At 73.4% G+C, this 20,245-nt stretch carries 20 protein-coding genes; 13 read left to right on the plus strand and 7 right to left on the minus strand.

What is annotated here, in order from left to right; all coding sequences use genetic code 11:
- Positions 1-50: 50 nt before the first annotated feature.
- A complete protein-coding gene (locus IF37_RS0117955) occupies positions 51-1,268 on the plus strand; it encodes an alpha/beta hydrolase (protein WP_030743337.1) in 1,218 nt (405 codons plus the stop codon).
- Positions 1,269-1,334: 66 nt separating this feature from the next.
- Complete coding sequence (locus IF37_RS0117960; protein WP_030743339.1) at positions 1,335-2,183, plus strand: DUF4429 domain-containing protein; 849 nt, start codon at positions 1,335-1,337, stop codon at positions 2,181-2,183.
- 1 nt (position 2,184) lies between these two features.
- Here IF37_RS0117960 and IF37_RS0117965 read toward each other — a convergent pair whose 3' ends face one another.
- Positions 2,185-3,201: an aldo/keto reductase gene (locus IF37_RS0117965; protein ID WP_030743341.1), complete on the minus strand. Its 1,017-nt coding sequence runs from the start codon at positions 3,199-3,201 to the stop codon at positions 2,185-2,187.
- A complete protein-coding gene (locus tag IF37_RS0117970) occupies positions 3,198-3,662 on the minus strand; it encodes a MerR family transcriptional regulator (protein WP_030743343.1) in 465 nt (154 codons plus the stop codon). Before IF37_RS0117970 ends, IF37_RS0117965 begins: the two co-directional genes overlap by 4 nt.
- Before the next feature lie 99 nt (positions 3,663-3,761).
- On the opposite strand from IF37_RS0117970, the gene IF37_RS0117975 reads away from it, so the two are divergent.
- On the plus strand, positions 3,762-4,583 hold the full coding sequence (locus IF37_RS0117975) for a serine hydrolase (protein ID WP_030743345.1): 822 nt from the start codon (positions 3,762-3,764) through the stop codon (positions 4,581-4,583).
- Between the two features lie 39 nt (positions 4,584-4,622).
- On the opposite strand, the gene IF37_RS0117980 is transcribed toward IF37_RS0117975, so the two are convergent.
- Positions 4,623-5,276 carry a pirin family protein gene (locus IF37_RS0117980; RefSeq protein WP_030743347.1) on the minus strand — a complete coding sequence of 218 codons (654 nt, stop codon included), beginning with the start codon at positions 5,274-5,276 and terminating at the stop codon, positions 4,623-4,625.
- A gap of 116 nt (positions 5,277-5,392) precedes the next feature.
- Here IF37_RS0117980 and IF37_RS0117985 point away from each other — a divergent pair, with 116 nt between their 5' ends.
- The 5 genes from IF37_RS0117985 (at position 5,393) to fabF (ending at position 10,334) form a co-directional block, all read left to right on the plus strand.
- Entirely contained in the window at positions 5,393-6,598 is a 1,206-nt protein-coding gene (locus IF37_RS0117985) for a CdaR family transcriptional regulator (protein WP_030743349.1), read from the plus strand.
- A gap of 89 nt (positions 6,599-6,687) precedes the next feature.
- The gene (locus IF37_RS0117990) at positions 6,688-7,614 is read left to right on the plus strand and encodes an ACP S-malonyltransferase (RefSeq protein ID WP_030743351.1); all 927 of its coding nucleotides are present in this window, start codon (positions 6,688-6,690) and stop codon (positions 7,612-7,614) included.
- Between the two features lie 10 nt (positions 7,615-7,624).
- Positions 7,625-8,656 (plus strand): ketoacyl-ACP synthase III, encoded by a 1,032-nt coding sequence (locus tag IF37_RS0117995; RefSeq protein ID WP_030743353.1) that lies wholly within the window; start codon positions 7,625-7,627, stop codon positions 8,654-8,656.
- Positions 8,657-8,736: 80 nt separating this feature from the next.
- Positions 8,737-8,985, plus strand: a complete 249-nt coding sequence (locus IF37_RS0118000; protein ID WP_030743355.1) for an acyl carrier protein — start codon at positions 8,737-8,739, stop codon at positions 8,983-8,985.
- An 86-nt stretch (positions 8,986-9,071) separates the two neighbouring features.
- Positions 9,072-10,334 (plus strand): beta-ketoacyl-ACP synthase II, encoded by a 1,263-nt coding sequence (gene fabF / locus IF37_RS0118005; RefSeq protein WP_030743357.1) that lies wholly within the window; start codon positions 9,072-9,074, stop codon positions 10,332-10,334.
- Between the two features lie 55 nt (positions 10,335-10,389).
- On the opposite strand, the gene IF37_RS0118010 is transcribed toward fabF, so the two are convergent.
- On the minus strand, positions 10,390-10,884 hold the full coding sequence (locus IF37_RS0118010) for a DUF3145 domain-containing protein (RefSeq protein ID WP_030743359.1): 495 nt from the start codon (positions 10,882-10,884) through the stop codon (positions 10,390-10,392).
- Positions 10,885-11,139: 255 nt separating this feature from the next.
- On the opposite strand from IF37_RS0118010, the gene IF37_RS0118015 reads away from it, so the two are divergent.
- Complete coding sequence (locus tag IF37_RS0118015; RefSeq protein WP_030743361.1) at positions 11,140-12,024, plus strand: SGNH/GDSL hydrolase family protein; 885 nt, start codon at positions 11,140-11,142, stop codon at positions 12,022-12,024.
- A gap of 15 nt (positions 12,025-12,039) precedes the next feature.
- Positions 12,040-13,026, plus strand: a complete 987-nt coding sequence (locus IF37_RS0118020; protein ID WP_030743364.1) for an aldose epimerase family protein — start codon at positions 12,040-12,042, stop codon at positions 13,024-13,026.
- An 88-nt stretch (positions 13,027-13,114) separates the two neighbouring features.
- Here IF37_RS0118020 and IF37_RS0118025 read toward each other — a convergent pair whose 3' ends face one another.
- Positions 13,115-15,556: a beta-glucosidase gene (locus IF37_RS0118025; RefSeq protein WP_030743366.1), complete on the minus strand. Its 2,442-nt coding sequence runs from the start codon at positions 15,554-15,556 to the stop codon at positions 13,115-13,117.
- Positions 15,557-15,837: 281 nt separating this feature from the next.
- Between IF37_RS0118025 and IF37_RS0118030 the strand changes: the two genes are divergently transcribed.
- Positions 15,838-17,094 carry a hypothetical protein gene (locus tag IF37_RS0118030; RefSeq protein ID WP_030743368.1) on the plus strand — a complete coding sequence of 419 codons (1,257 nt, stop codon included), beginning with the start codon at positions 15,838-15,840 and terminating at the stop codon, positions 17,092-17,094.
- 102 nt (positions 17,095-17,196) lie between these two features.
- Here IF37_RS0118030 and IF37_RS0118035 read toward each other — a convergent pair whose 3' ends face one another.
- Together IF37_RS0118035 and IF37_RS0118040 are read right to left on the minus strand one after the other, a co-directional pair.
- Positions 17,197-17,985, minus strand: coding sequence for an EI24 domain-containing protein (locus tag IF37_RS0118035; protein WP_030743370.1), 789 nt, complete (start codon positions 17,983-17,985; stop codon positions 17,197-17,199).
- Positions 17,986-18,025: 40 nt separating this feature from the next.
- Positions 18,026-18,463: a MarR family winged helix-turn-helix transcriptional regulator gene (locus tag IF37_RS0118040; RefSeq protein ID WP_030743372.1), complete on the minus strand. Its 438-nt coding sequence runs from the start codon at positions 18,461-18,463 to the stop codon at positions 18,026-18,028.
- Positions 18,464-18,553: 90 nt separating this feature from the next.
- Here IF37_RS0118040 and IF37_RS0118045 point away from each other — a divergent pair, with 90 nt between their 5' ends.
- Together IF37_RS0118045 and IF37_RS0118050 are read left to right on the plus strand one after the other, a co-directional pair.
- A complete protein-coding gene (locus IF37_RS0118045) occupies positions 18,554-19,552 on the plus strand; it encodes an NADP-dependent oxidoreductase (RefSeq protein WP_030743374.1) in 999 nt (332 codons plus the stop codon).
- Positions 19,553-19,646: 94 nt separating this feature from the next.
- Positions 19,647-20,066, plus strand: coding sequence for an organic hydroperoxide resistance protein (locus IF37_RS0118050; protein WP_030743377.1), 420 nt, complete (start codon positions 19,647-19,649; stop codon positions 20,064-20,066).
- The last annotated feature ends 179 nt before the right edge of the window (positions 20,067-20,245 follow it).

Consider the following 20,245-nt stretch of genomic DNA (forward strand, 5'->3'; position numbering starts at 1 on the left):
TGCCACTCGGTTACCCCGAGACCCGCCCGTTCTCCTAGTGTGTCCTCCCAGTGACTTCCTTCGACACCTCCCCGCAACTCAACGTCTGGCGCGCGCTGCTCGCACTGGCCGTGGTGTTCGTGATGCTCGCCACCACCGGCTGGACCGCCCTGCGCACCCACCGGGAGCCGTCGGCGCTCCAGTCCTCGCTGGCCGAATGGCGCAACGGTCACCTGCACGGCCTGCGCCTGCCCGACCCCGACGCGGCGCCGGCCCGCCTCGGCCGCTTCTTCACCTCGCTCACCCCGCACGACCGCGATCGCCTCGCCCACCGCTACCCGCTCGCCGTCGGCAACATGAACGGCGCCCCCGCCGCGCTGCGCTACCGGGCCAACCACATCGCGCTCGGACAGGCCCGCGAGGCGGAGCGGAAACGGATGCACGACAGCCGGCTGAGCACGGCGGGCCAGCAGGAAGCGGGCCGCCGGATGCACCGCTACGAGTCGCTGCTGAACCCCGGCCGGCGCGTCCTGGCCTTCGACCCCGAGGGCTCGGGCCGGGTCGCCGAGGTGTTCGGCAGCCTCACCACGGCGCGGCGGATCTCGGTCGTCGTCCCCGGCGTCGACACCGACCTGCTCACCTTCCAGCGGACCAACCGCCCCTACAGCGCCCCGGTCGGCATGGCAAAGGCGCTGTACGCGGCCGAGCGCGCGGCGAGCCCCGCGACCCGTACGGCCGTGATCGCCTGGGCCGACTACACCTCGCCGGACGGGCTCGGGGTGGACGCGGCCACCGGGCTGCGCGCCGCCGAGGGCTCCCTGCGGCTGAACGCGCTGCTGCGCGCGCTGCCCGGCCGGGCCCCGGTGTCGATGTTCTGTCACAGCTACGGCTCGGTGCTCTGCGGGGTCGCCGCGCGCGGCATGCCCCGCCGGGTCACCGACATAGCGGTGGCCGCGAGCCCCGGCATGCGCGTGCCCAAGGCCGCCCGCCTGGGCACGACGGCCCGGGTGTGGGCGATGCGGGACGCCAGCGACTGGGTGCAGGACGTGCCCTACCTGGAGCTGGGCGGGCTCGGCCATGGCGCCGACCCGGTCTCCTCCGGGTTCGGGGCGCGGGTGCTGTCGGCCCGGGACGCCCAGGGCCACAGCGGTTACTTCCAGCCGGGCACGGACAGCCTGCGCAACCTCGCCGCCATCGGCGTGGGCGCGTACGACGAGGTGACCTGCGCCCGGGAGGACGATGCGTGCCGGTCCGGTCTGTCCGGCACGACGACGGCCGGACGCGCGTAGAGACAGCAGGAAGTGCGGTCTGCGCGGGTGGCGACGGAGGAGCACGTGCCGCATACGATGAGCCGCATGGGTGACGTACTGGCGGGTTTTCATGCCGTCTGGGAGTTCGAGTCCGACTCCGTGCTCATCCGCTACGAACGGGGGATTCGAACACCGAAGCTGTTCCAGGCGCTCGGCGAACGCCGGGTCCCGCTCTCCGCGGTGGAGGGCGTGACCCTCGCCCCGGGCAAGCGCGGCACGGTCGTCCTGCGACTGCGGCCGCGTCCCGGCGCCGATCCGCTGATGGAGGCTGCCGACGGGCAGCTGAAGGAGGGCTCCGACCCGTACCGGCTGGTGCTGCCGGCCGAGCGGGAGACCCTCGCCGAGTACTACGCGGACGAACTGAAGGGCCTGCTGACCGAGTCGGGGCCCGCCGACCGGCACCTGGTGGCGCCGCCGGAGGCACCGCTCCAGTTCAAGGCGTACGACGGGAAGGCGTCCTTCGACGGGACGTCGGTGCAGTTCCGCTGGTCCTGGACGGGGGCGTCGTCGGCGAAGTGGAAGGCCGGCGACCAGAGCTTCCCGGTGACCGGGCTGAGCGGTGTGGAGTGGCGCTCGCCGGAGATCTTCGAGGGACACCTGCGGCTGCTCACGCGCTCGGCCGTCCCGGGGGCGGCCCTACAGCCCGACCAGGACCCGGCGGCGGTGGTGTTCGGGCTGGGGTACGGCCCGGTGCACGAGTCGCTGCCGTTCGCCGCGGCGGTGCTGGCGGCCGTGCGCAGCCGGGGGCCGGTGCCCGCGGTGCCGGCCCCGGCCCGGCGCGACCCCGCCGACATCGCCGAGCGGATCCGGCACCTCGGGGAGCTGCACCAGGCCGGGCTGGTCACCGACGAGGAGTTCGCCGGCAAGAAGGCCGAGCTGCTGGCGGAGCTGTGAGCTACTCCCGGCCGGCGGAGGCGAAGCGCATGTCCGGGTAGCGGTCGCCCGCCACCCGCGCCGCGATCGGCTCCAGGAGGGCCAGCTCCGCGTCCGTCAGGGTGATGCGTGTCGCGGCGACGTTCTCCGCCACCCGGCCCGGCTTGCGGGTGCCCGGGATGGGGACCACCGTCAGGCCGTCGACCACCGCCCGCTGCTGCGCCCAGGCCAGGGCGATCTGGCCCGGGGTCGCGCCGTGCGCCTCGGCGATGGCGCGGACCGGCTCCAGCAGCGCCGCGTTGGCGGCCGCGTTGGCGCCGGTGAAGCGCGGGTGCCCGCGCCGGAAGTCGTCGGCCGTGAGTTCCCGCTCGGCGTCGGTGAAGGCGCCGGTGAGGAAGCCGCGGCCGAGCGGCGAGTACGGCACCAGGGCCACGCCCAGGTCACGGGCGGCCGGTACGACCCTTGCCTCGATGTCCCGGCTGAACAGGGACCACTCCGACTGCACGGCCGCGATCGGGTGCACAGCGTGCGCGGCGCGCAGCTCGTCCGCGGTGACCTCGCTCAGCCCGAGGTGCTTGACCTTGCCCGCGCGGACCAGCTCCGCCATCGCGCCGACGGTCTCCTCGATGGGCACGTTCACATCGCGGCGGTGCATGTAGTAGAGGTCGATGGCCTCGACGCCGAGCCGCTTCAGGCTGGCCTCGGCCGCCGCGCGGATGTACGGCGGGTCGTTGCGGATGATCCGCTTGGTCGGGTCGTCCGGCGGGATCGACAGGGCGAACTTGGTGGCGACGACCACCTCGTCCCGGTGCGCCGCGAAGAACGGGGCCAGGAACCGCTCGTTCTCCCCGTCGCCGTAGGCGTCCGCCGTGTCGAACAGGGTCACGCCCAGCTCCAGCGCGCGGTCCAGCGCGGCGCGTGCCTGGCCGGCGTCCGTGGGGCCGTACGCGAAGCTCATGCCCATGCAGCCGAGGCCCTGTACGCCGACCTCGGGGCCGCCTTCGCCGAGCCGTACCGTCGCGATCCTGTCGTCGGTCATCGAGTGGTTCCCTCCATCGCGTAAAAGCTGATCTTCCGGTCGAGTACGGCGAGCGTGTCGCGCAGTTCGGCGATCCGGTCCAGGACGTCCCGGCGGGTCGACTCCAGCAGGTCCCGCCGCTCCGCGTAGGTGGTATCGCCCTCCCTGACCAGTTCCGCGTACCGGACCATGTCCGCCACCGGCATGCCGGTCAGCCGGAGCTTGGTCACGAAGTCCAGCCAGTCCAGATCGCGGTTGCTGTAGCGGCGCTGGCCGGTGTGCGAGCGGTCGACGTGCGGCATCAGCCCGATCCGCTCGTACCAGCGCAGGGTGTGCGCGGTGAGACCGGTGAACGCGGCGACCTCGCTGATCGTGTAGCGGTCCTGGCCGTCGGGGCGGGGGGGACGCCGGGGAGGGGCGGAGCAGATGTCGGCGGGGGTGGCGTCCTCGGTGGCCGTTGGCGTGGTCTGCATCACCGTCATGCCTCCACGCTATGACCTTGGAGTGCACTCCAGGCAAGCGGCTCCGGTGAGGAGACCCGTCGATGCGGTCGCCGCTGTGAGCCGCATAGGCTCGGTCGCATGTCGTTGCAGAGCCTGACGCTGATCGAGAACTGGCCCGTGCCCACCGCGGCGACGGGTGTCGTACGAGCCGACGGGACCGTCCTCGGGACGCACGGTCCCGTCGGGCACCGCTTCCCGCTGGCCTCCGTCACCAAGCCGCTGGCGGCGTACGCGGCGCTCGTGGCGTACGAGGAGGGCGCGATCGAGCTGGACGAGCCCGCCGGGCCGCCCGGTGCGACGGTCCGTCACCTCCTCGCCCACACCTCCGGGCTGGCCTTCGACGAGCACCGGGTGACGGCCGCGCCCGGGGAGCGGCGGCTGTACTCCAACGCCGGTTTCGAGCAGCTCGGGGACCACATCGCCAAGGCCGCGGACATCCCGTTCGCGGAGTACCTGCGGCAGGCCGTGCTGGAGCCGCTGGGCATGACGGCGACGTCGCTGGAGGGCTCCCCGGCCAAGGACGGGGTCTCCACGGTGACGGACCTGCTGCGGTTCGCGGCGGAGGTGCAGGCGCCCCGGCTGCTGGACCCGCGCACGGTGGCGGCGGCGATGACGGTGCAGTACCCGGGGACGAAGGGGGTGCTGCCGGGGTACGGGCACCAGAACCCGAACGACTGGGGCCTGGGCTTCGAGATCCGGGACGGGAAGTCCCCGCACTGGACGGGTTCCTCGTCCTCGCCGCGTACGTTCGGGCACTTCGGCCAGTCCGGCACGTTCCTGTGGATCGACCCGGACGCCGGGGCGGCCGGAGTCGCCCTGACCGACCGGGCGTTCGGGCCGTGGGCGATCGAGGCGTGGCCGGCGTTCACCGACGGGGTCCTCGGGGAGCTGCGCGGCTGAGGGGGCGCGGCGCGGGGGTGCCCCGCCGTCCGGCCGCGGCTACGGCGCCATCTCCCACAGCAGCAGTTCCGCGGCGGTCACCCCCACCGCCTCCAGCGACCGGCCGGGGCTGATCCGCGCCGCGTCGCCCGGCCCCAGCGCCTGGCCGGCCAGCAGCACCTCGCCCCGCACCACGTGCGCGTACACGTACGCGGCGGCCGGCAGCCCGGTCCGCTCCCCGGGTCCCGGGCGCCATACGCGCAGCGCGGCGCCCGCCCGCGGGACCGGGTAGGCGGTGGCGTCGGCGAGGCCGGGGACCAGGGCGTACGAGGGCGTGCCGCCCGGTGTCCGGGGCGCCAGCCACATCTGGACGAAGGTCAGCGGACCGGTGCCGGCGTTGCGTTCCACGTGCCGGACGCCCGCCGCCGCGCTGAGGTGCTGGACGTCCCCGGGCCGCACCCGCGTCTCATGGCCGGTGGAGTCGCGGTGGGTCAGCTCGCCCTGGACCACCCAGGTGACGATCTCGGTATGGCTGTGCGGGTGCTCGTCGAACCCGGCGCCCGGTGCGAGCCGTTCCTCGTTGCAGGCGATCAGCGCGCCGAAGCGCAGGTTCTCCGGGTCGTAGTGGGGCCCGAAGGAGAAGGCGTGCCGGGTGTCGATCCCGGCCTCCGGGTCCCCTCCCTGGTAGCGCTCGCCGGCGCGCCGTACGTCGATCACGGACCCCACGGTAGCCCCGCCGGGCACCCCGGTGCGGCCGCGCCCGCCGCCCCGGACCGCGGACGCAACCCCGGCGGAACACCCGCCCGGCCCGATAAGGCAGTCTTGTCCCCGTGCCCGAACCCGAATCCCACCACGGCGGTCCCCCGCCCCGCGTCGTCCACCCGCACTCCGCGACCCTGAAGCGGCTGGAGAAGTCCTCCGGCTCCCTCGCCGCGCAGGCCATCGCGCGCATGGACGAGACCCTGCCGTGGTACCGGGCCATGCCGCCGGAGAACCGTTCCTGGATCGGGCTGGTCGCCCAGGCGGGCATCGCCGCCTTCACCGAGTGGTTCCGGCGCCCGGACGCGCCCCAGGCGATCTCCACGGACGTCTTCGGGACCGCGCCGCGCGAGCTGACCCGGGCCATCACGTTGCGGCAGACCGTGGAGATGGTGCGCACCACGATCGAGGTCATGGAGTCCGCCATCGACGAGGTGGCGGCCCCGGGTGACGAGAGCGTGCTGCGCGAGGCGCTGCTGGTGTACGCCCGGGAGATCGCCTTCGCCACCGCCCAGGTCTACGCCCAGGCCGCCGAGGCACGGGGTGCCTGGGACGCGCGGCTGGAGTCGCTGGTGGTGAACGCCGTGCTGAGCGGGGAGGCCGACGAGGGGGCGGTCAGCCGGGCCGCCGCGCTCGGCTGGAACTCGCCCGAGCACGTGTGCGTCGTGCTCGGGACCGCGCCCGACGGGGACAGCGAGCTGACCGTGGAGGCCATCCGGCGGGCCGCCCGGCACGCGAAGCTCCAGGTGCTGACCGGGGTGCTCGGGGACCGGCTCGTGGTCATCGCGGGCGGCAGCGACAACCCGCTCGCCGTGGCCCGGTCGCTGATCGGGCCGTTCGCCGCCGGTCCGGTCGTCGCCGGTCCGGTCGTCCCCGACCTGCTGGCCGGCACCCGGTCCGCGCAGGCCGCCGCCGCGGGGCTGAAGGCGTGTTCCGCCTGGCCGGACGCGCCGCGGCCGGTGCTGGCGGACGATCTGCTGCCGGAGCGGGCCATGGCGGGCGATCCCGGCGCCCGCGAGCAACTGGTGGAGGAGATCTACAGACCGCTGGAGGAGGCGGGCTCCGCGCTGCTGGAAACCCTGAGTGTGTACCTGGAGCAGGCCAGCAGTCTGGAAGGCGCGGCGAGGATGCTCTTCGTTCACCCGAACACCGTGCGCTACCGGCTCCGACGTGTGACAGACGTCACCGGATGGTCGCCCTCGGATGTAAGATCCGCGTTCACACTACGGATCGCGCTCATCCTGGGGCGTCTGGCCGATGGTGAACCCCAGACATAGGGTTTTGTCGGGGGCCCACAAAAGCCCTTCGTGTTCTTCGTCCCTGTCCCCACGGGCGGCCGTGGCCGTCCCCAAGAGAGAGTGTGAGAGTGCTCGTACTCGTCGCTCCCGGCCAGGGCGCCCAGACGCCCGGCTTCCTGACCCCCTGGCTCGATCTGCCCGGTGCCGCCGACCGCGTCGCCGCGTGGTCGGACGCCATCGGACTGGACCTGGTGCACTACGGCACCCAGGCCGACGCCGACGCCATCCGTGACACCGCGGTGGCCCAGCCGCTGCTGGTCGCGGCCGGGCTCCTGTCGGCCGCGGCACTCGGTGACATCTCCGGGATCGGCCCGGGCGCGGTCGCGGGGCACAGCGTCGGTGAGATCACCGCCGCCGCCTTCGCCGGTGTCCTGGACGACACGGCCGCCCTCGGTCTGGTCCGCAAGCGGGGTCTGGCGATGGCCGACGCCGCCGCGGTGACCCGGACCGGCATGGCCGCCCTGCTCGGCGGCGACCCGGAGGTCTCCGTCGCGCACCTGGAGAGGCTGGGCCTGACCCCGGCGAACATCAACGGCGCCGGCCAGATCGTCGCCGCGGGCACGCTGGAGCAGCTGGCCGCGCTGAACGAGGACAAGCCCGAGGGCGTCCGCAAGGTCGTCGCGCTGAAGGTGGCCGGCGCCTTCCACACCCACCACATGGCCCCGGCCGTGGAGACCCTGGAGAAGGCGGCGGCCGAGCTGTCGCCGGCCGACCCGAAGGTCACCTACGTCTCCAACAAGGACGGACGGACCGTCGCGTCCGGCGCCGAGGTGCTTCAGCGGCTGGTCGGCCAGGTCGCCAACCCGGTCCGCTGGGACCTGTGCATGGAGACCTTCCGCGAGCTGGGCGTCACCGCGCTCCTCGAGGTGTGCCCGGGCGGCACCCTGACCGGTCTGGCCAAGCGGGCCCTGCCGGGCGTCGCGACGCTGGCCCTGAAGACCCCCGACGACCTCGACGCGGCCCGCGCTCTCATCGCAGAGCACGCCGGTGCCTAAGGAGCCGTACATGGCGAAGATCAAGCCCAGCAAGGGTGCCCCGTATGCCCGCATCCTGGGGGTCGGCGGCTACCGGCCGACCCGGGTGGTGCCGAACGAGGTGATCCTGGAGAAGATCGACTCGTCCGACGAGTGGATCCGCTCGCGCTCCGGCATCGAGACCCGGCACTGGGCGGGCCCCGACGAGACCGTGGCCGCCATGGCCATCGAGGCCTCCGGCAAGGCCATCGCGGACGCGGGCATCGACGCGGAGCAGATCGGCGCGGTGGTCGTCTCCACCGTCTCGCACTTCAGCCAGACCCCGGCGGTCGCCACCGAGATCGCCGACAAGCTCGGCACCGACAAGGCCGCGGCCTTCGACATCTCGGCCGGCTGCGCGGGCTTCGGCTACGGCCTGACGCTCGCCAAGGGCATGGTGGTGGAAGGTTCCGCCGACCACGTGCTCGTCATCGGCGTGGAGCGGCTGAGCGACCTGACCGACCTGGAGGACCGCGCGACCGCGTTCCTGTTCGGCGACGGCGCCGGCGCGGTCGTGGTCGGCCCCTCGCAGGAGCCGGCGATCGGCCCGACCGTGTGGGGTTCCGAGGGCGACAAGTCCGGGACGATCAAGCAGACCGTCCCCTGGGACAAGTACCACGTCGGCGACGTCACCACCCTGCCCCTCGACAGCGAGGGCAACATCAAGTTCCCTGCGATCACGCAGGAGGGCCAGGCGGTGTTCCGCTGGGCCGTGTTCGAGATGGCGAAGGTCGCCCAGCAGGCGCTGGACGCGGCCGGGATCACCCCGGACGACCTGGACGTCTTCATCCCGCACCAGGCCAATGTGCGGATCATCGACTCGATGGTGAAGACACTGAAGCTGCCGGAGCACGTCATGGTCGCCCGTGACATCCGCACCACCGGCAACACCTCGGCCGCCTCGATCCCGCTCGCGATGGAGCGGCTCCTGGCGACCGGGGAGGCGAAGAGCGGCGACACCGCGCTCGTCATCGGATTCGGGGCGGGTCTCGCCTACGCCGCCACGGTCGTTACCCTCCCCTAGGCACTCCGTGCCGGATCTTGCGGTCCGGGTCGGATACAAATGCCACAAACCGTCTGGATATCGAAGAAGGAGCGCCTGACATGGCCGCCACTCAGGAAGAGATCGTCGCGGGTCTCGCCGAGATCGTGAACGAGATCGCCGGGATCCCCACCGAGGACGTCCAGCCGGACAAGTCCTTCACCGACGACCTGGACGTCGACTCGCTGTCCATGGTCGAGGTCGTCGTCGCCGCCGAGGAGCGCTTCGACGTGAAGATCCCGGACGAGGACGTCAAGAACCTCAAGACCGTCGGCGACGCGACCGACTACATCCTCAAGCACCAGGCCTAAAGCCATCAGCTAGGCCGCAGGCCGCAAGGCCCCGCCACCCGGCGGTGGCGCCGTAGAATCCCGCATCCGTTGGAGAAAGAATTCCCGTGAGCCCGACCAATCGCACCGTGGTCGTCACCGGTATCGGCGCAACCACACCGCTGGGTGGCGACGCAGCCTCGACCTGGGAGGCCCTCCTCGCCGGCACGTCCGGTGTCAGCCCGCTGGAGCAGGAGTGGGCGGCCGAGCTGCCCGTCCGGATCGCGGCGCAGATCGCCGTGGAGCCGGGCGAGATCATCCCCCGGCCGCAGGCCCGCAAGCTGGACCGGTCCGCGCAGTTCGCGCTGATCGCCGCTTCCGAGGCATGGAAGGACGCCGGTTTCACCGCCAGGGCCGGTGAGGACGCGTCCGTGAACCCCGACCGTCTCGGTGCGGTCATCGCCTCCGGCATCGGCGGCGTGACGACCCTGCTGGACCAGTACGACGTTCTCAAGGAGAAGGGCGTACGCCGCGTCTCCCCGCACACCGTGCCGATGCTGATGCCCAACTCCCCGGCGGCCAACGTCGGGATCGAGCTGGGCGCCCGCGCGGGCGTGCACACCCCCGTCTCGGCCTGCGCCTCGGGCGCGGAGGCCATCGGGTACGCGATCGAGATGATCCGCACCGGGCGTGCGGACGTGGTCGTGGCCGGTGGTACCGAGGCCGCCATCCACCCGCTGCCCATCGCCGCGTTCGGCAACATGATGGCGATGTCCAAGAACAACGACGACCCGCGGGGCGCCTCGCGTCCCTACGACGCCGGCCGCGACGGCTTCGTGCTCGGTGAGGGCGCCGGTGTGATCGTCCTGGAGTCCGAGGAGCACGCGAAGGCCCGCGGTGCCCGGATCTACGCCGAGGCGCTCGGGCAGGGCATCTCCGCCGACGCCCACCACATCACGCAGCCGGAGCCGTCCGGCAACGGGATCGCGCACGCGCTCCAGAACCTGCTGGACAACACGGACCTGAAGCCGGCCGAGGTCGTGCACGTGAACGCGCACGCCACCTCCACGCCGCAGGGCGACGTGGCCGAGATCAAGGCACTGCGGAAGGTCTTCGGCGACGACGTCGACCACATGGCGATCTCCGCGACGAAGTCGATGACCGGTCACCTGCTCGGTGGCGCCGGCGGTGTGGAGAGCGTCGCGTCGATCCTGGCCCTGGTGAACCGCACGGCTCCGCCCACGATCAACATCGAGAACCTGGACCCCGAGGTCAACGCGGACATCGTGCGGGGCGAGGCCCGGGCGCTGCCCGAGGGCCGGATCGCCGCGCTGAACAACTCGTTCGGCTTCGGCGGGCACAACGTCGTCCTGGCGTTCCGCACCCTCTGAGAACGCGGAGAAGGGCCCTCACCGGACGGTGGGGGCCCTTCGTCGTGTCCGGGGCTCAGACCACCTGGTGCAGCCAGCGCACCGGCGCGCCCTCGCCCGCGTACCGGAACGGCTCCAGTTCGTCGTCCCAGGGCTTGCCCAGCAGACGGGAGAGTTCCGCCGCCAGCTCGGTCTCGCCCTTCTGGCTGCGGTGCAGGGCCGCGCGGAGCCGGTCCTCGGGGATCAGGATGTCGCCGTGGATGCCGGTGACGGCGTGGAAGATGCCGAGGTCGGGGGTGCAGCTGTAGCGCTCGCCCTCCGCGGTGGGGCAGGGCTCGGCGGTGACCTCGAAGCGCAGCAGGTGCCAGCCGCGCAGCGCGGAGGCGAGTTTCGAGGCGGTGCCGGCCTCGCCCTGCCAGGAGAACTCCGAACGCCAGGTGCCGGGGGCCGCGGGCTGCCGGATCCAGTCGAGGCTGACGCGCGTGCCGAGCACCCCGGCGATGGCCCACTCGACGTGCGGGCACAGCGCGCGCGGCGCGGAGTGCACGTACAGAACTCCACGTGTCGTCACCGGAACCTCCGGGCAGAGCGGGACATCTTGCGGACTGGCTGGGCGGCAGTGGCGGAACGGCCGCGTTGATGGCGAGGCTACCGTGCGGCGGGGCGAGGAGTGTGACGTACCGTCGGTCCCGGTGCCAGGAAACCACCGCCATTCACCCGGGGGGACGCTTGTACGGGGGTGTGCCGTTCCCGGGTGCCGGGCCGGGAACCCCCGCGCGTTGTCATGGGGGGAAGGGCCGACCGTCGAGCGAGGGGAACAGCAGGGATGCGGAAGCGAAGCCACCGTGCGCGGGTCGCCCTCGCCTTCGCGGCGGCCGTGGTGCTGGGGGCCGCGGGGTGCGACGGCGGGGACGGGAGCGCGCCACGGCCGGAGGGCGGCCGGGCGCACGCGGCCCGGCTCCCGGTGTGGGACCGCAGCCCGGACTCGGTCGCCGCGGTGGGCGACTCGATCACCCGGGGCTTCGACGCGTGCACGGTCCTGTCGGACTGCCCAGAGGTGTCGTGGGCGACGGGGGACGACGCCCGGGTGGACAGCCTGGCGGTGCGGCTGCTGGGCGCGGCGGGGGCGGCGCGCAGGAGCTGGAACCACGCGGTGACCGGTGCCCGCATGGCCGATCTGCCGGGGCAGATGACCCGGGCGGTGGCGGATCGCCCGGAGCTGGTGACGGTGATGGTGGGGGCGAACGACGCGTGCCGGGCGTCGGTGTCGGCGATGACCCCGGTGGCCCGGTTCCGCGCGGACTTCGAGGCGGCGATGGGCACGCTGCGCTCGGCGCTGCCGAAGACCCAGGTGTACGTGGCGAGCGTGCCGAACCTGAAGCGGCTGTGGTCCGAGGGCCGCGCGAACGCGCTGGGCAAGCAGGTGTGGAAGCTGGGCATCTGCCCGTCGATGCTGGCCGACGCGGACGATCTGACCGTCACCGCGACGGCGCGCCGGGACGCCGTGCAGGCCCGGGTGGTGGCGTACAACAAGGTGCTGGCGGAGGTCTGCGCCGAGGACCGCCGCTGCCGTTTCGACGGCAACGCGGTGTACGACTACCGCTTCGGCACGGACCAGCTCAGCCACTGGGACTGGTTCCACCCGAGCACGGACGGGCAGGCGCGGCTGGCGGAGATCGCGTTCCGGAGGATCACCGCGCGGAACCCGTGACCTAGTGTTTCCCACATGAGCGAACTTTTCGGCACACTTTCCGACGGCACCCCGGTGCACCGCTGGACGCTGGAGCGCGGCGGGGTGCGGGTGCGGGTGCTGTCGTACGGCGGGATCGTGCAGTCGGTGGAGGTTCCGGACCGGGACGGGCGGACGGCGGACGTGGTGCTGGGGTTCGGGGACCTCGACGGCTATCTGGAGCATCCGGAGCCGTACCTGGGCGCCGTGATCGGCCGGTACGCGAACCGGATCGGGGGCGCCCGCTTCCCGCTGGACGGCCGGACGTACGCGCTGGCGCCGAACGACGGCCCGGGCTCGCTGCACGGCGGCGAGCGCGGCTTCGACAAGCGCGTGTGGGAGGTCACGCCGGTGACGCACGGGCTGCGCCTGAGCCGGGTGAGCCCGCACGGCGAGGAGGGGTTCCCGGGGCGGCTGGCGGTGACGGTGACGTATACGCTGACGGCGTCGGGGGCGCTGGGGATCGTCTACGAGGCGGTCACCGACGCGCCGACGGTCGTGAACCTGACCAGTCACACGTACTGGAACCTGCGCGGCTCCGGCGACGCGGGCGGGCACGAGCTGCGGCTGGCGGCCTCCCGGTACACCCCGGTGGACGAGCACCTCATTCCGGCGGGGGCGCCGGCGGACGTGTCGGGTACGCGTTTCGACTTCCGCACGGCCCGCCCGGCCGGCTCCGGCTACGACCACAACTTCGTGCTGGACAAGGGGGTCACGGGGGCGGCCGAGGAGGTGGCCGTGCTGTACGACCCCGGCTCCGGGCGGAGCCTGACGGTGGCGACGACCGAGCCGGGCCTCCAGCTCTACACCGGCGACCACCTGTCCGGGCCGTTCGCCCCCGGCGCCGGGGTGGCCCTGGAGACGCAGCACTTCCCGGACTCCCCCAACCGGCCGGACTTCCCGAGCACGGTGCTGCGGCCCGGCGGGGTGTTCCGGTCCGAGACGGTGTACGGCCTCGGGGTGCGGGACCGGGCCGCGGGTTGAGCGGGGCGAGCCCCGGTCCGGGTGTCAGGTCCCGGACCGGGGCTGCTGGCGGGGGACTTTGTCCCTGGTGCGCGGGGACTGTCCCGGATCAGACGTTAATCGGCGCGGTGAGCCTGTGGTCGGCGATCGAGCGTGCGGCGGTGATCTCGTACGAACCCTTCACACACTCCCACCTCCCCGTCGTCTCGTCCCAGACCTCGAAGGCGCGGGCGGGCAGTTCGACGCCGACCTCGACGCTCTCCCCGGGCCCGGCCTCGACCGGGGCGAAGCCTGCCAGCCGGCGTGCCGGGCGCTCGGGGCCGGGCCCGGCCGGGGCGACGTAGACCTGGACGACCTCCCGGCCGGCCCGCTCGCCGGTGTTGCGGACGCGGACGCGGGCGGTGCCGCCGTCCACCACCAGCGACTCGTAGGCCCAGTCCGTGTACCCGAGGCCGTGGCCGAAGGGGTACGAGGGCGTGCGGCCGGCCTTCTCCCAGGCGCGGTATCCGATGAACACGTCCTCGGTGTACGGCAGCTCGCCGCCGGCCGGGACGACCCGGGTGACGGGGGCGTCGGCGAGGGAGCCCCAGGTGGTGGGGAGCCGGCCGCCGGGCTCGTGGGCGCCGGTGAGCACGTCGGCGAGGGCGGCGCCGCCCTCCTGGCCGGGGAACCAGCCGAGCAGCACGGCGGCGACCTCCTCCCGCCAGGGCAGTTCCACCGGGGAGCCGGAGTTGACGACCACGACGGTGTCCGGGTTGGCGGCGGCGACCGCGCGGACCAGGTCGTCCTGGCGGCCGGGGAGCCTCAGGTCCGTGCGGTCGAAGCCCTCGGACTCGACGCGCTCGGTGGTGGCGACCACGACGACGGCCGTGTCCGCGTTCCGCGCCGCCTCGGCGGCCTCGGCGATCAGCTCGTCGGGGTCGCGCCGCGGCTCGGCGTGGGCGAGGGCGAAGGTGACGACGGTCATGGCGAGGTCGTCGGGGAGCCGGACGGTGTGGACGAGGGAGACCTCGACCGGCTCGCCCGCGGTGAGTTCGGTCCGGGCGTGGGGCACCGGGGCGCCGAAGAAGGCCTCGAAGGGGTCGTCCTTGCCGGGGCGCTGGACGCCGTCGTAGTACGTGGTGCCGTCGACGGTGAGGGTGAAGACGCCCAGGCCCTTGATGCCGAAGGTGTGCGGGCCGGTGGCGCGCGGGGTGAAGGTGCCGGTGAGTTCGACGGTGTGCAGGGTGTCGTGGGTGACGCCCCCGGGCAGGTCCGAACCCATCCACTGGACCAGGCCGTTCGGGGCGGACCGGGTGCCGATCACGGTGCCGTCGGCGTCCCGGCAGACGGCCCGCAGGCGGAATCCCCGCCCGGCGACGGCGAGTTCGGTGGCGGGATCGGCGCCGACGGCGTAGCGGAGGGTGCCCTCGGGCAGGGCGGCGGTGAGGCCGTCGAGCGGGGAGACCACCCGGGCCGGGAAGACGGTGGCGGAGCCGCCGCCGAGGACGCGGGCGTCGCGGGCGGCGGCGCCGATCAGGGCGACGGTGCCGTGCGGCTTCAGCGGCAGGGCGGCGCGCTCGTTGCGGACCAGGACGAAGGAGCGGCGGGCGATCTCGCGGGCCAGCGCCTCGCCGTCGACCGGGGCGGGTGGTTCGGGCACGGCGGGTTCGGCGCCCGCCAGGACGCCGACGCGGGCGGCGAGCCGCAGCACACGCCGTACGGCGGCGTCGACCAGGGCCTCCTCGACCTCGCCGTCCCGCACCGCCCGGGCGAGGGCGGGTCCGTACACGGTCCGCGGGCCGGGCATGGCGATGTCGAGGCCGCCGCGCACGGCGCCGACCGTGTCCCTGGCGGCCGTCCAGTCGGAGACGTTGACGCCGTCGAAGCCCCATTCGCCGCGCAGCACCTCCTCGACCAGGTGGTGGTGCTCGGTCATGGTCGTGCCGTTGACCGCGTTGTAGGCGGTCATGACGCCCCACGGGCGGGCGTTCGCCACGATGGCCTCGAAGGGGGCCAGGTACAGCTCGCGCAGGGCGCGCGCGGAGACCAGGTTGTCCACCGTGAAGCGTTCGGTCTCGGCGTCGTTGGCGACGAAGTGCTTGACGGTGGTGCCGACCCCGCCGGACTGGACGCCGGTCACATAGCCGGCGCCGATCACACCGGTCAGGCAGGGGTCCTCGCTGTAGCACTCGAAGTGGCGTCCGCCGAGCGGCGAGCGGTGCAGGTTGACCGTGGGGGCGAGCAGGACGTGCACGCCCTTGCGGCGGGCCTCCTGGGCGAGCAGCACTCCTGCGCGGCGGGCGAGTTCCGGGTCCCAGGCGGCGGCGAGCGCGGTCGGCGAGGGCAGGGCGACGGAGGGGTCGTCGGCGGTCCAGCGCACACCCCGGACGCCGATCGGGCCGTCGGACATGACGAGGGAGGCCAGGCCGATCTCCGGCAGGGCGGGCAGGGTCCACATGTCCTGTCCGGCCAGCAGCCGGGTCTTGGCGTCCAGGCCGAGCGCGCCGAGGGCGGCCTCCACGGCCGCCTCGCGGGCCTCCTCGGCCGGGGTGGGCTGGGCTCCCGCCATCGCGGTTCCTCCTCGTCGAGTCCGTGCAGGTGCCCCCATCGTGCCTCCGCGGCCCGGGGCGCGGTAGGCGGAGTACGGCGACCGGCCGTCGCACGGCCGAGCGCACCGCCCCCGCTCACCGCCGTGCCGAACGGCTCGCGGCGCCGGGTGCCGGGTGCCGGGTGAGCGGCCGGACCGGGTCCGCCGGTGCCCGCACCGTGGCGCGCGCCGGGTGCGCCACGGGATACTTCCGCCGTCCACCGCACCACGCGCCCCACAGCGACGGAAGGACCCTGACTCCCTTGAGCCGTATACGCGTTCGTCTCAACGTCCTCGGCCTGGCCGTGTCGGCCGCCCTGGCCGTTCCGGCCACCGCCTGCGCGTCCCCCGCCCCCGCCCCCGCCGGCTCCCCCACCGTCGAGGAGCAGCGGCTCGACCAGGCCGTGCCCCGGGAGATCCTGCGGCGCTCCGGATTCGACGACGCGGCCCCGGAGTTCGTCCGCGCGCTGGCGCACGCGCGCTCCTACGAGCAGGCCCGCCGCACCGTCGCGCGGGAGGGCTCCGCGCTGTGGCGGCGGGCGGTGCGCCGGGCACAGGGACGGGGTCCGGCCGGAGGCGACCTGAGCCGGGACGACGACCGGCCGCTGTACTGGGCGCGGCTCGGGATGACCCGGGAAGTGCGCGCCTGGCAGCCGGAGTTCGGGCTCACGGACGGCCGGCGCGCGGCCCTGCTGGACCTGCTGGAGCGGACCTCGCGCGGGCAGACCGACATCCGCTACCCGGCCGGGGACCGGTCGCGGCGGGTGCTGCTCACCGGGTTCGACCCCTTCACGCTCGACCGGGACATCCGCATCTCCAACCCGTCCGGGGCCAGCGCGCTCGCGCTGGACGGCACGGTGATCGAGACGGCCGAGGGGCCCGCGCGCGTGGAGAGCGCGGTGTTCCCGGTGCGCTGGGGGGACTTCGCCGCCGGCACGGTGGAGCGGACCCTCGGGCCGTACCTGCCGCGGGTGGACCTGTTCACGACCGTGAGCCAGGGCCGCGACGGACGGTTCGACATCGAGCGCACCAACGGCGCCTGGCGCGGCGGTTTCCCGGACAACGACACCGTCTCGCGGACGGGGACGGTGCCGGTCGCCGATCCGGAGACGCAGCCGCAGTGGACGGGTACGACGCTGCCGTACGCCGCCGTCGTGGCCGCGCGGACGGGGCGCTTCCCGGTCTACGACCACACGGAGGTGACCGAGGTCCCGGCGGGCGGCGGGTCGCCCGTCGTCCGGCCGGACGGGCCGAGTCCGGGCTCCAGCGCCCGCGCGGGGGGCGGCGGCGACTACCTGTCCAACGAGATCGCCTACCGGGCCACCCTGCTGCGGGACCGGCTCGGGCTGCACGGCACCCTGCCCGGCGGCCATGTGCACACGCCGGTCCTCCGTTTCGGCGCCGGGAACACCACCGGGGTCACCGACCCGGAGTTCGTGCGCAACCGGCTGGACATCATCGACCAGGTCCGGTCGATCGTCACGGTGGCGCTGAACGCGACGGAGCCGGCGCGGGACTGACGGCGGGGGCCGCGGGGGCGACGGGCGGGCGGACGGTGCCGGCGCAGCCGGTCACGCGGCGGTCCCGGTCACTCGGCGGTCCCGGTCACGGAGCGGCGCCGGTCACGCGGCGGTGTCCTCCGCCGCGTCCTCGCGCTCGGCCGCGCTCTCCTCGCCCAGCAGGTCCCGGGCGAGGAGCGTGGCGCCCGCGACCGCGCCCGGCATCAGGAACACGGCGACGAACGGCACCAGGAAGGCCAGGCCCAGGGGCGTGCCGAAGCCCCAGACCAGCGTCTTGCGGGAGCGGAGCAGGGTGAGGCGGGCGCGCAGGTCGACGCCCCGGCGCTGGAGGGCGACGGCGGCGAGTTCCTCGGTGAGGAAGAAGCCGGTGACGAAGAAGCCGAGCACGGGGACGACGGTCTGCCCGACGAAGGGGAGGAAGCCGAGGGCGAACAGCAGCAGGCCCCAGAGTCCGGCGCGCACCAGGACCCGCAGGCTGTCCCGGGCGGATATCCACAGCTCGCGCCAGAACGGCAGCTCCGACCGCGGTGCGGTGCCGTCCGGGGAGACGTCGGCGTCGACCCGCTCCGAGAGGTTCTCGTAGAAGGGCTGGCCGACCAGCAGGGTGACGGCCGTGAAGGTCAGCACGGCCAGCAGCAGGCCGAGGGCGAACAGCACGGCCGTCAGGAAGCCGCGGAACAGTCCCCGCCAGGGGCTCGACCAGTCGTCCGCGAACGGGGTCGCCCAGGTGACGGCGTCATCGCCCCACACGGCGAGCGCGACCAGCGCGGCGGCGTACAGGACCAGTGTGATCAGGCCGGGCAGCAGCCCGAACCCGTACCGCCGTCCGTGCCGGGCCACCCAGCGCTGGCCCTTCAGCAGATACCCGAAACCCACCCCAAGATCGCGCACGCCGAGGACTCTACTGGCTCGGTCCGACGGCCCTCGCCGGTCACTCGTCCAGCATGCGGCGCAGCAGGTCACGCAGGGAGCGCCGCTGCTCCTCCGACAGACCGGCGAGGGGTTCGCGCGCGAAGTGCAGGCTCTCGCGCAGGTCCCGGGCCATCCGGCGGCCCTCCTCGGTGGCGGCGGCCACCTTCACCCGGCGGTCGGCCGGGTCGGGGCGGCGCTCCACCAGGCCGCGGGTCTCCAGGCGGTCCACGATCCCGGTCACGTTCGACGGCTCGCACTTGAGCTTCTGCGCCAGCTTGCGCATGGGCAGCGGCTCCAGCGAGAGCAGGCTGAGCAGCCGGGCCTGCGGTCCGGTCAGCGTGTGCTCGCCCGCCGCCTTCTCGTAGTCCGCGTAGAAGCGGGCCACGACGTCACCGATCAGCTCGACGACCTCCAGGGTGAGGGCGTCGGGGCGGTGGGTCTTCGATGGGGTGGACATGCCCACCAGGGTACCCGGTTACTTGACATCATGAAATATTCAGGCGCATGGTTGTTTCAGGTACTGAAGTAATATCGGAAAGGCTCCGTGATGATCAACCGTGAGTGGCACCTCCTCAGCCGTCCCGTCGGCTGGCCGAAGCCCGAGGACTTCGCGCTCGTCGAGGCGCCGGTCCCGAGCCCGGGCGAGGGGCAGGTCCTGGTGCGGAACAAGTACCTCTCCGTCGACCCGTACATGCGCGGCCGGATGAGTGCCGCGAAGTCGTACGTCGCCCCCTTCGAGCTGGGCAAGGCCATGCAGGGCGGCGCGGTCGGCGAGGTGGTCGAGTCCCGCGCCGAGGGCATCGCGGCCGGCGACCACGTCCTGCACTTCCTCGGCTGGCGCGAGTACGCGGTCGTGGACGCGCGGCACGCCGTCAAGGTCGACCCGGAGGCCGCTCCCCTCTCGGCGTACCTCGGCGTCCTCGGCATGACCGGCCTGACCGCCTACGCGGGGCTGCTGCGCACCGCCTCCCTCAAGGAGGGCGACACGGTCTTCGTCTCCGGCGCCGCGGGTGCCGTGGGCAGCCAGGTGGGCCAGATCGCCAAGCTCAAGGGCGCCGCCCGGGTCATCGGCTCGGCCGGCTCCGACGAGAAGGTCAAGCTGCTGGTGGACGAGTACGGCTTCGACGCCGCGTTCAACTACAAGAACGGCCCGGTCGCCGAGCAGCTGCGCGCGGCGGCGCCCGACGGTGTCGACGTCTACTTCGACAACGTCGGCGGCGACCACCTGGAGGCGGCCATCGGCTCGCTCAACGAGGGCGGCCGGATCGTGATCTGCGGCATGATCTCGGTCTACAACGACACCGAGCCGGCGCCAGGCCCGAAGAACCTGGCCCGGCTGATCCAGACCCGCGGCCGCATCGAGGGCTTCCTGGTCGGCGACCACTACGACCTCCAGCCGCAGTTCGTCCAGGAGGTCGGCCCGTGGGTCGCATCGGGCGCGCTGAAGTACCGCGAGACCGTGGCGGAGGGCGTCGAGAACACCCTGGAGGCGTTCCTCGGGGTCCTGCGGGGCGACAACATCGGCAAGATGGTCGTCAAGCTCTAGCCTTCCCGGCGTTTTCGGCATGCGGTAACTTCTTTCCGAAATCTGTCCGCGATCGTGGGCGCGAGTCGCGGCGGACCGAGGAGGAGACAACCGCATGCCCATCACCCAGTCCGACGTCCTGTACACCGCCGTCGCCACCGCGGAGAACGGCCGCGACGGCCGGGTCGCCACCGACGACGGCAAGCTCGACGTCGTCGTGAACCCGCCCGAGGAGATGGGCGGCAGCGGCGCCGGGACCAACCCGGAGCAGTTGTTCGCCGCGGGCTACAGCGCCTGCTTCCAGGGGGCGCTCGGCGTGGTGGCCCGGCAGGAGGGCGCCGACATCACCGGCTCGACGGTCACCGCCAAGGTCGGCATCGGCAAGAACGACGAGGGGTTCGGGATCATCGTGGAGATCTCGGCCGACATCCCGAACGTCTCCGCCGGGACCGCGCGCGAGCTGCTCGAGAAGGCGCACCAGGTGTGCCCCTACTCGAAGGCGATGCGCGGCGACGTCACTGTGACGCTGGTCTGACCCGCGCCGCACACAGCCGCACCCCGGACGCGGGGTGCGGCTGCCTCGTTTCCGCGCCCGGAGGACTCGCGGGGGCCGTACGAGGGTGCGGGGGTCCGGATCAGGGGCACCACCACGGGAAGCGGTCGCAGGTCCTGGTGGGTGACGGCTCGGGGGTGGGGCTGTCGGTCGTGGGGGCC

This window comes from Streptomyces sp. NRRL S-31 (genome assembly GCF_000718775.1).
In the GTDB taxonomy this organism is placed as follows: Bacteria; Actinomycetota; Actinomycetes; order Streptomycetales; family Streptomycetaceae; genus Streptomyces.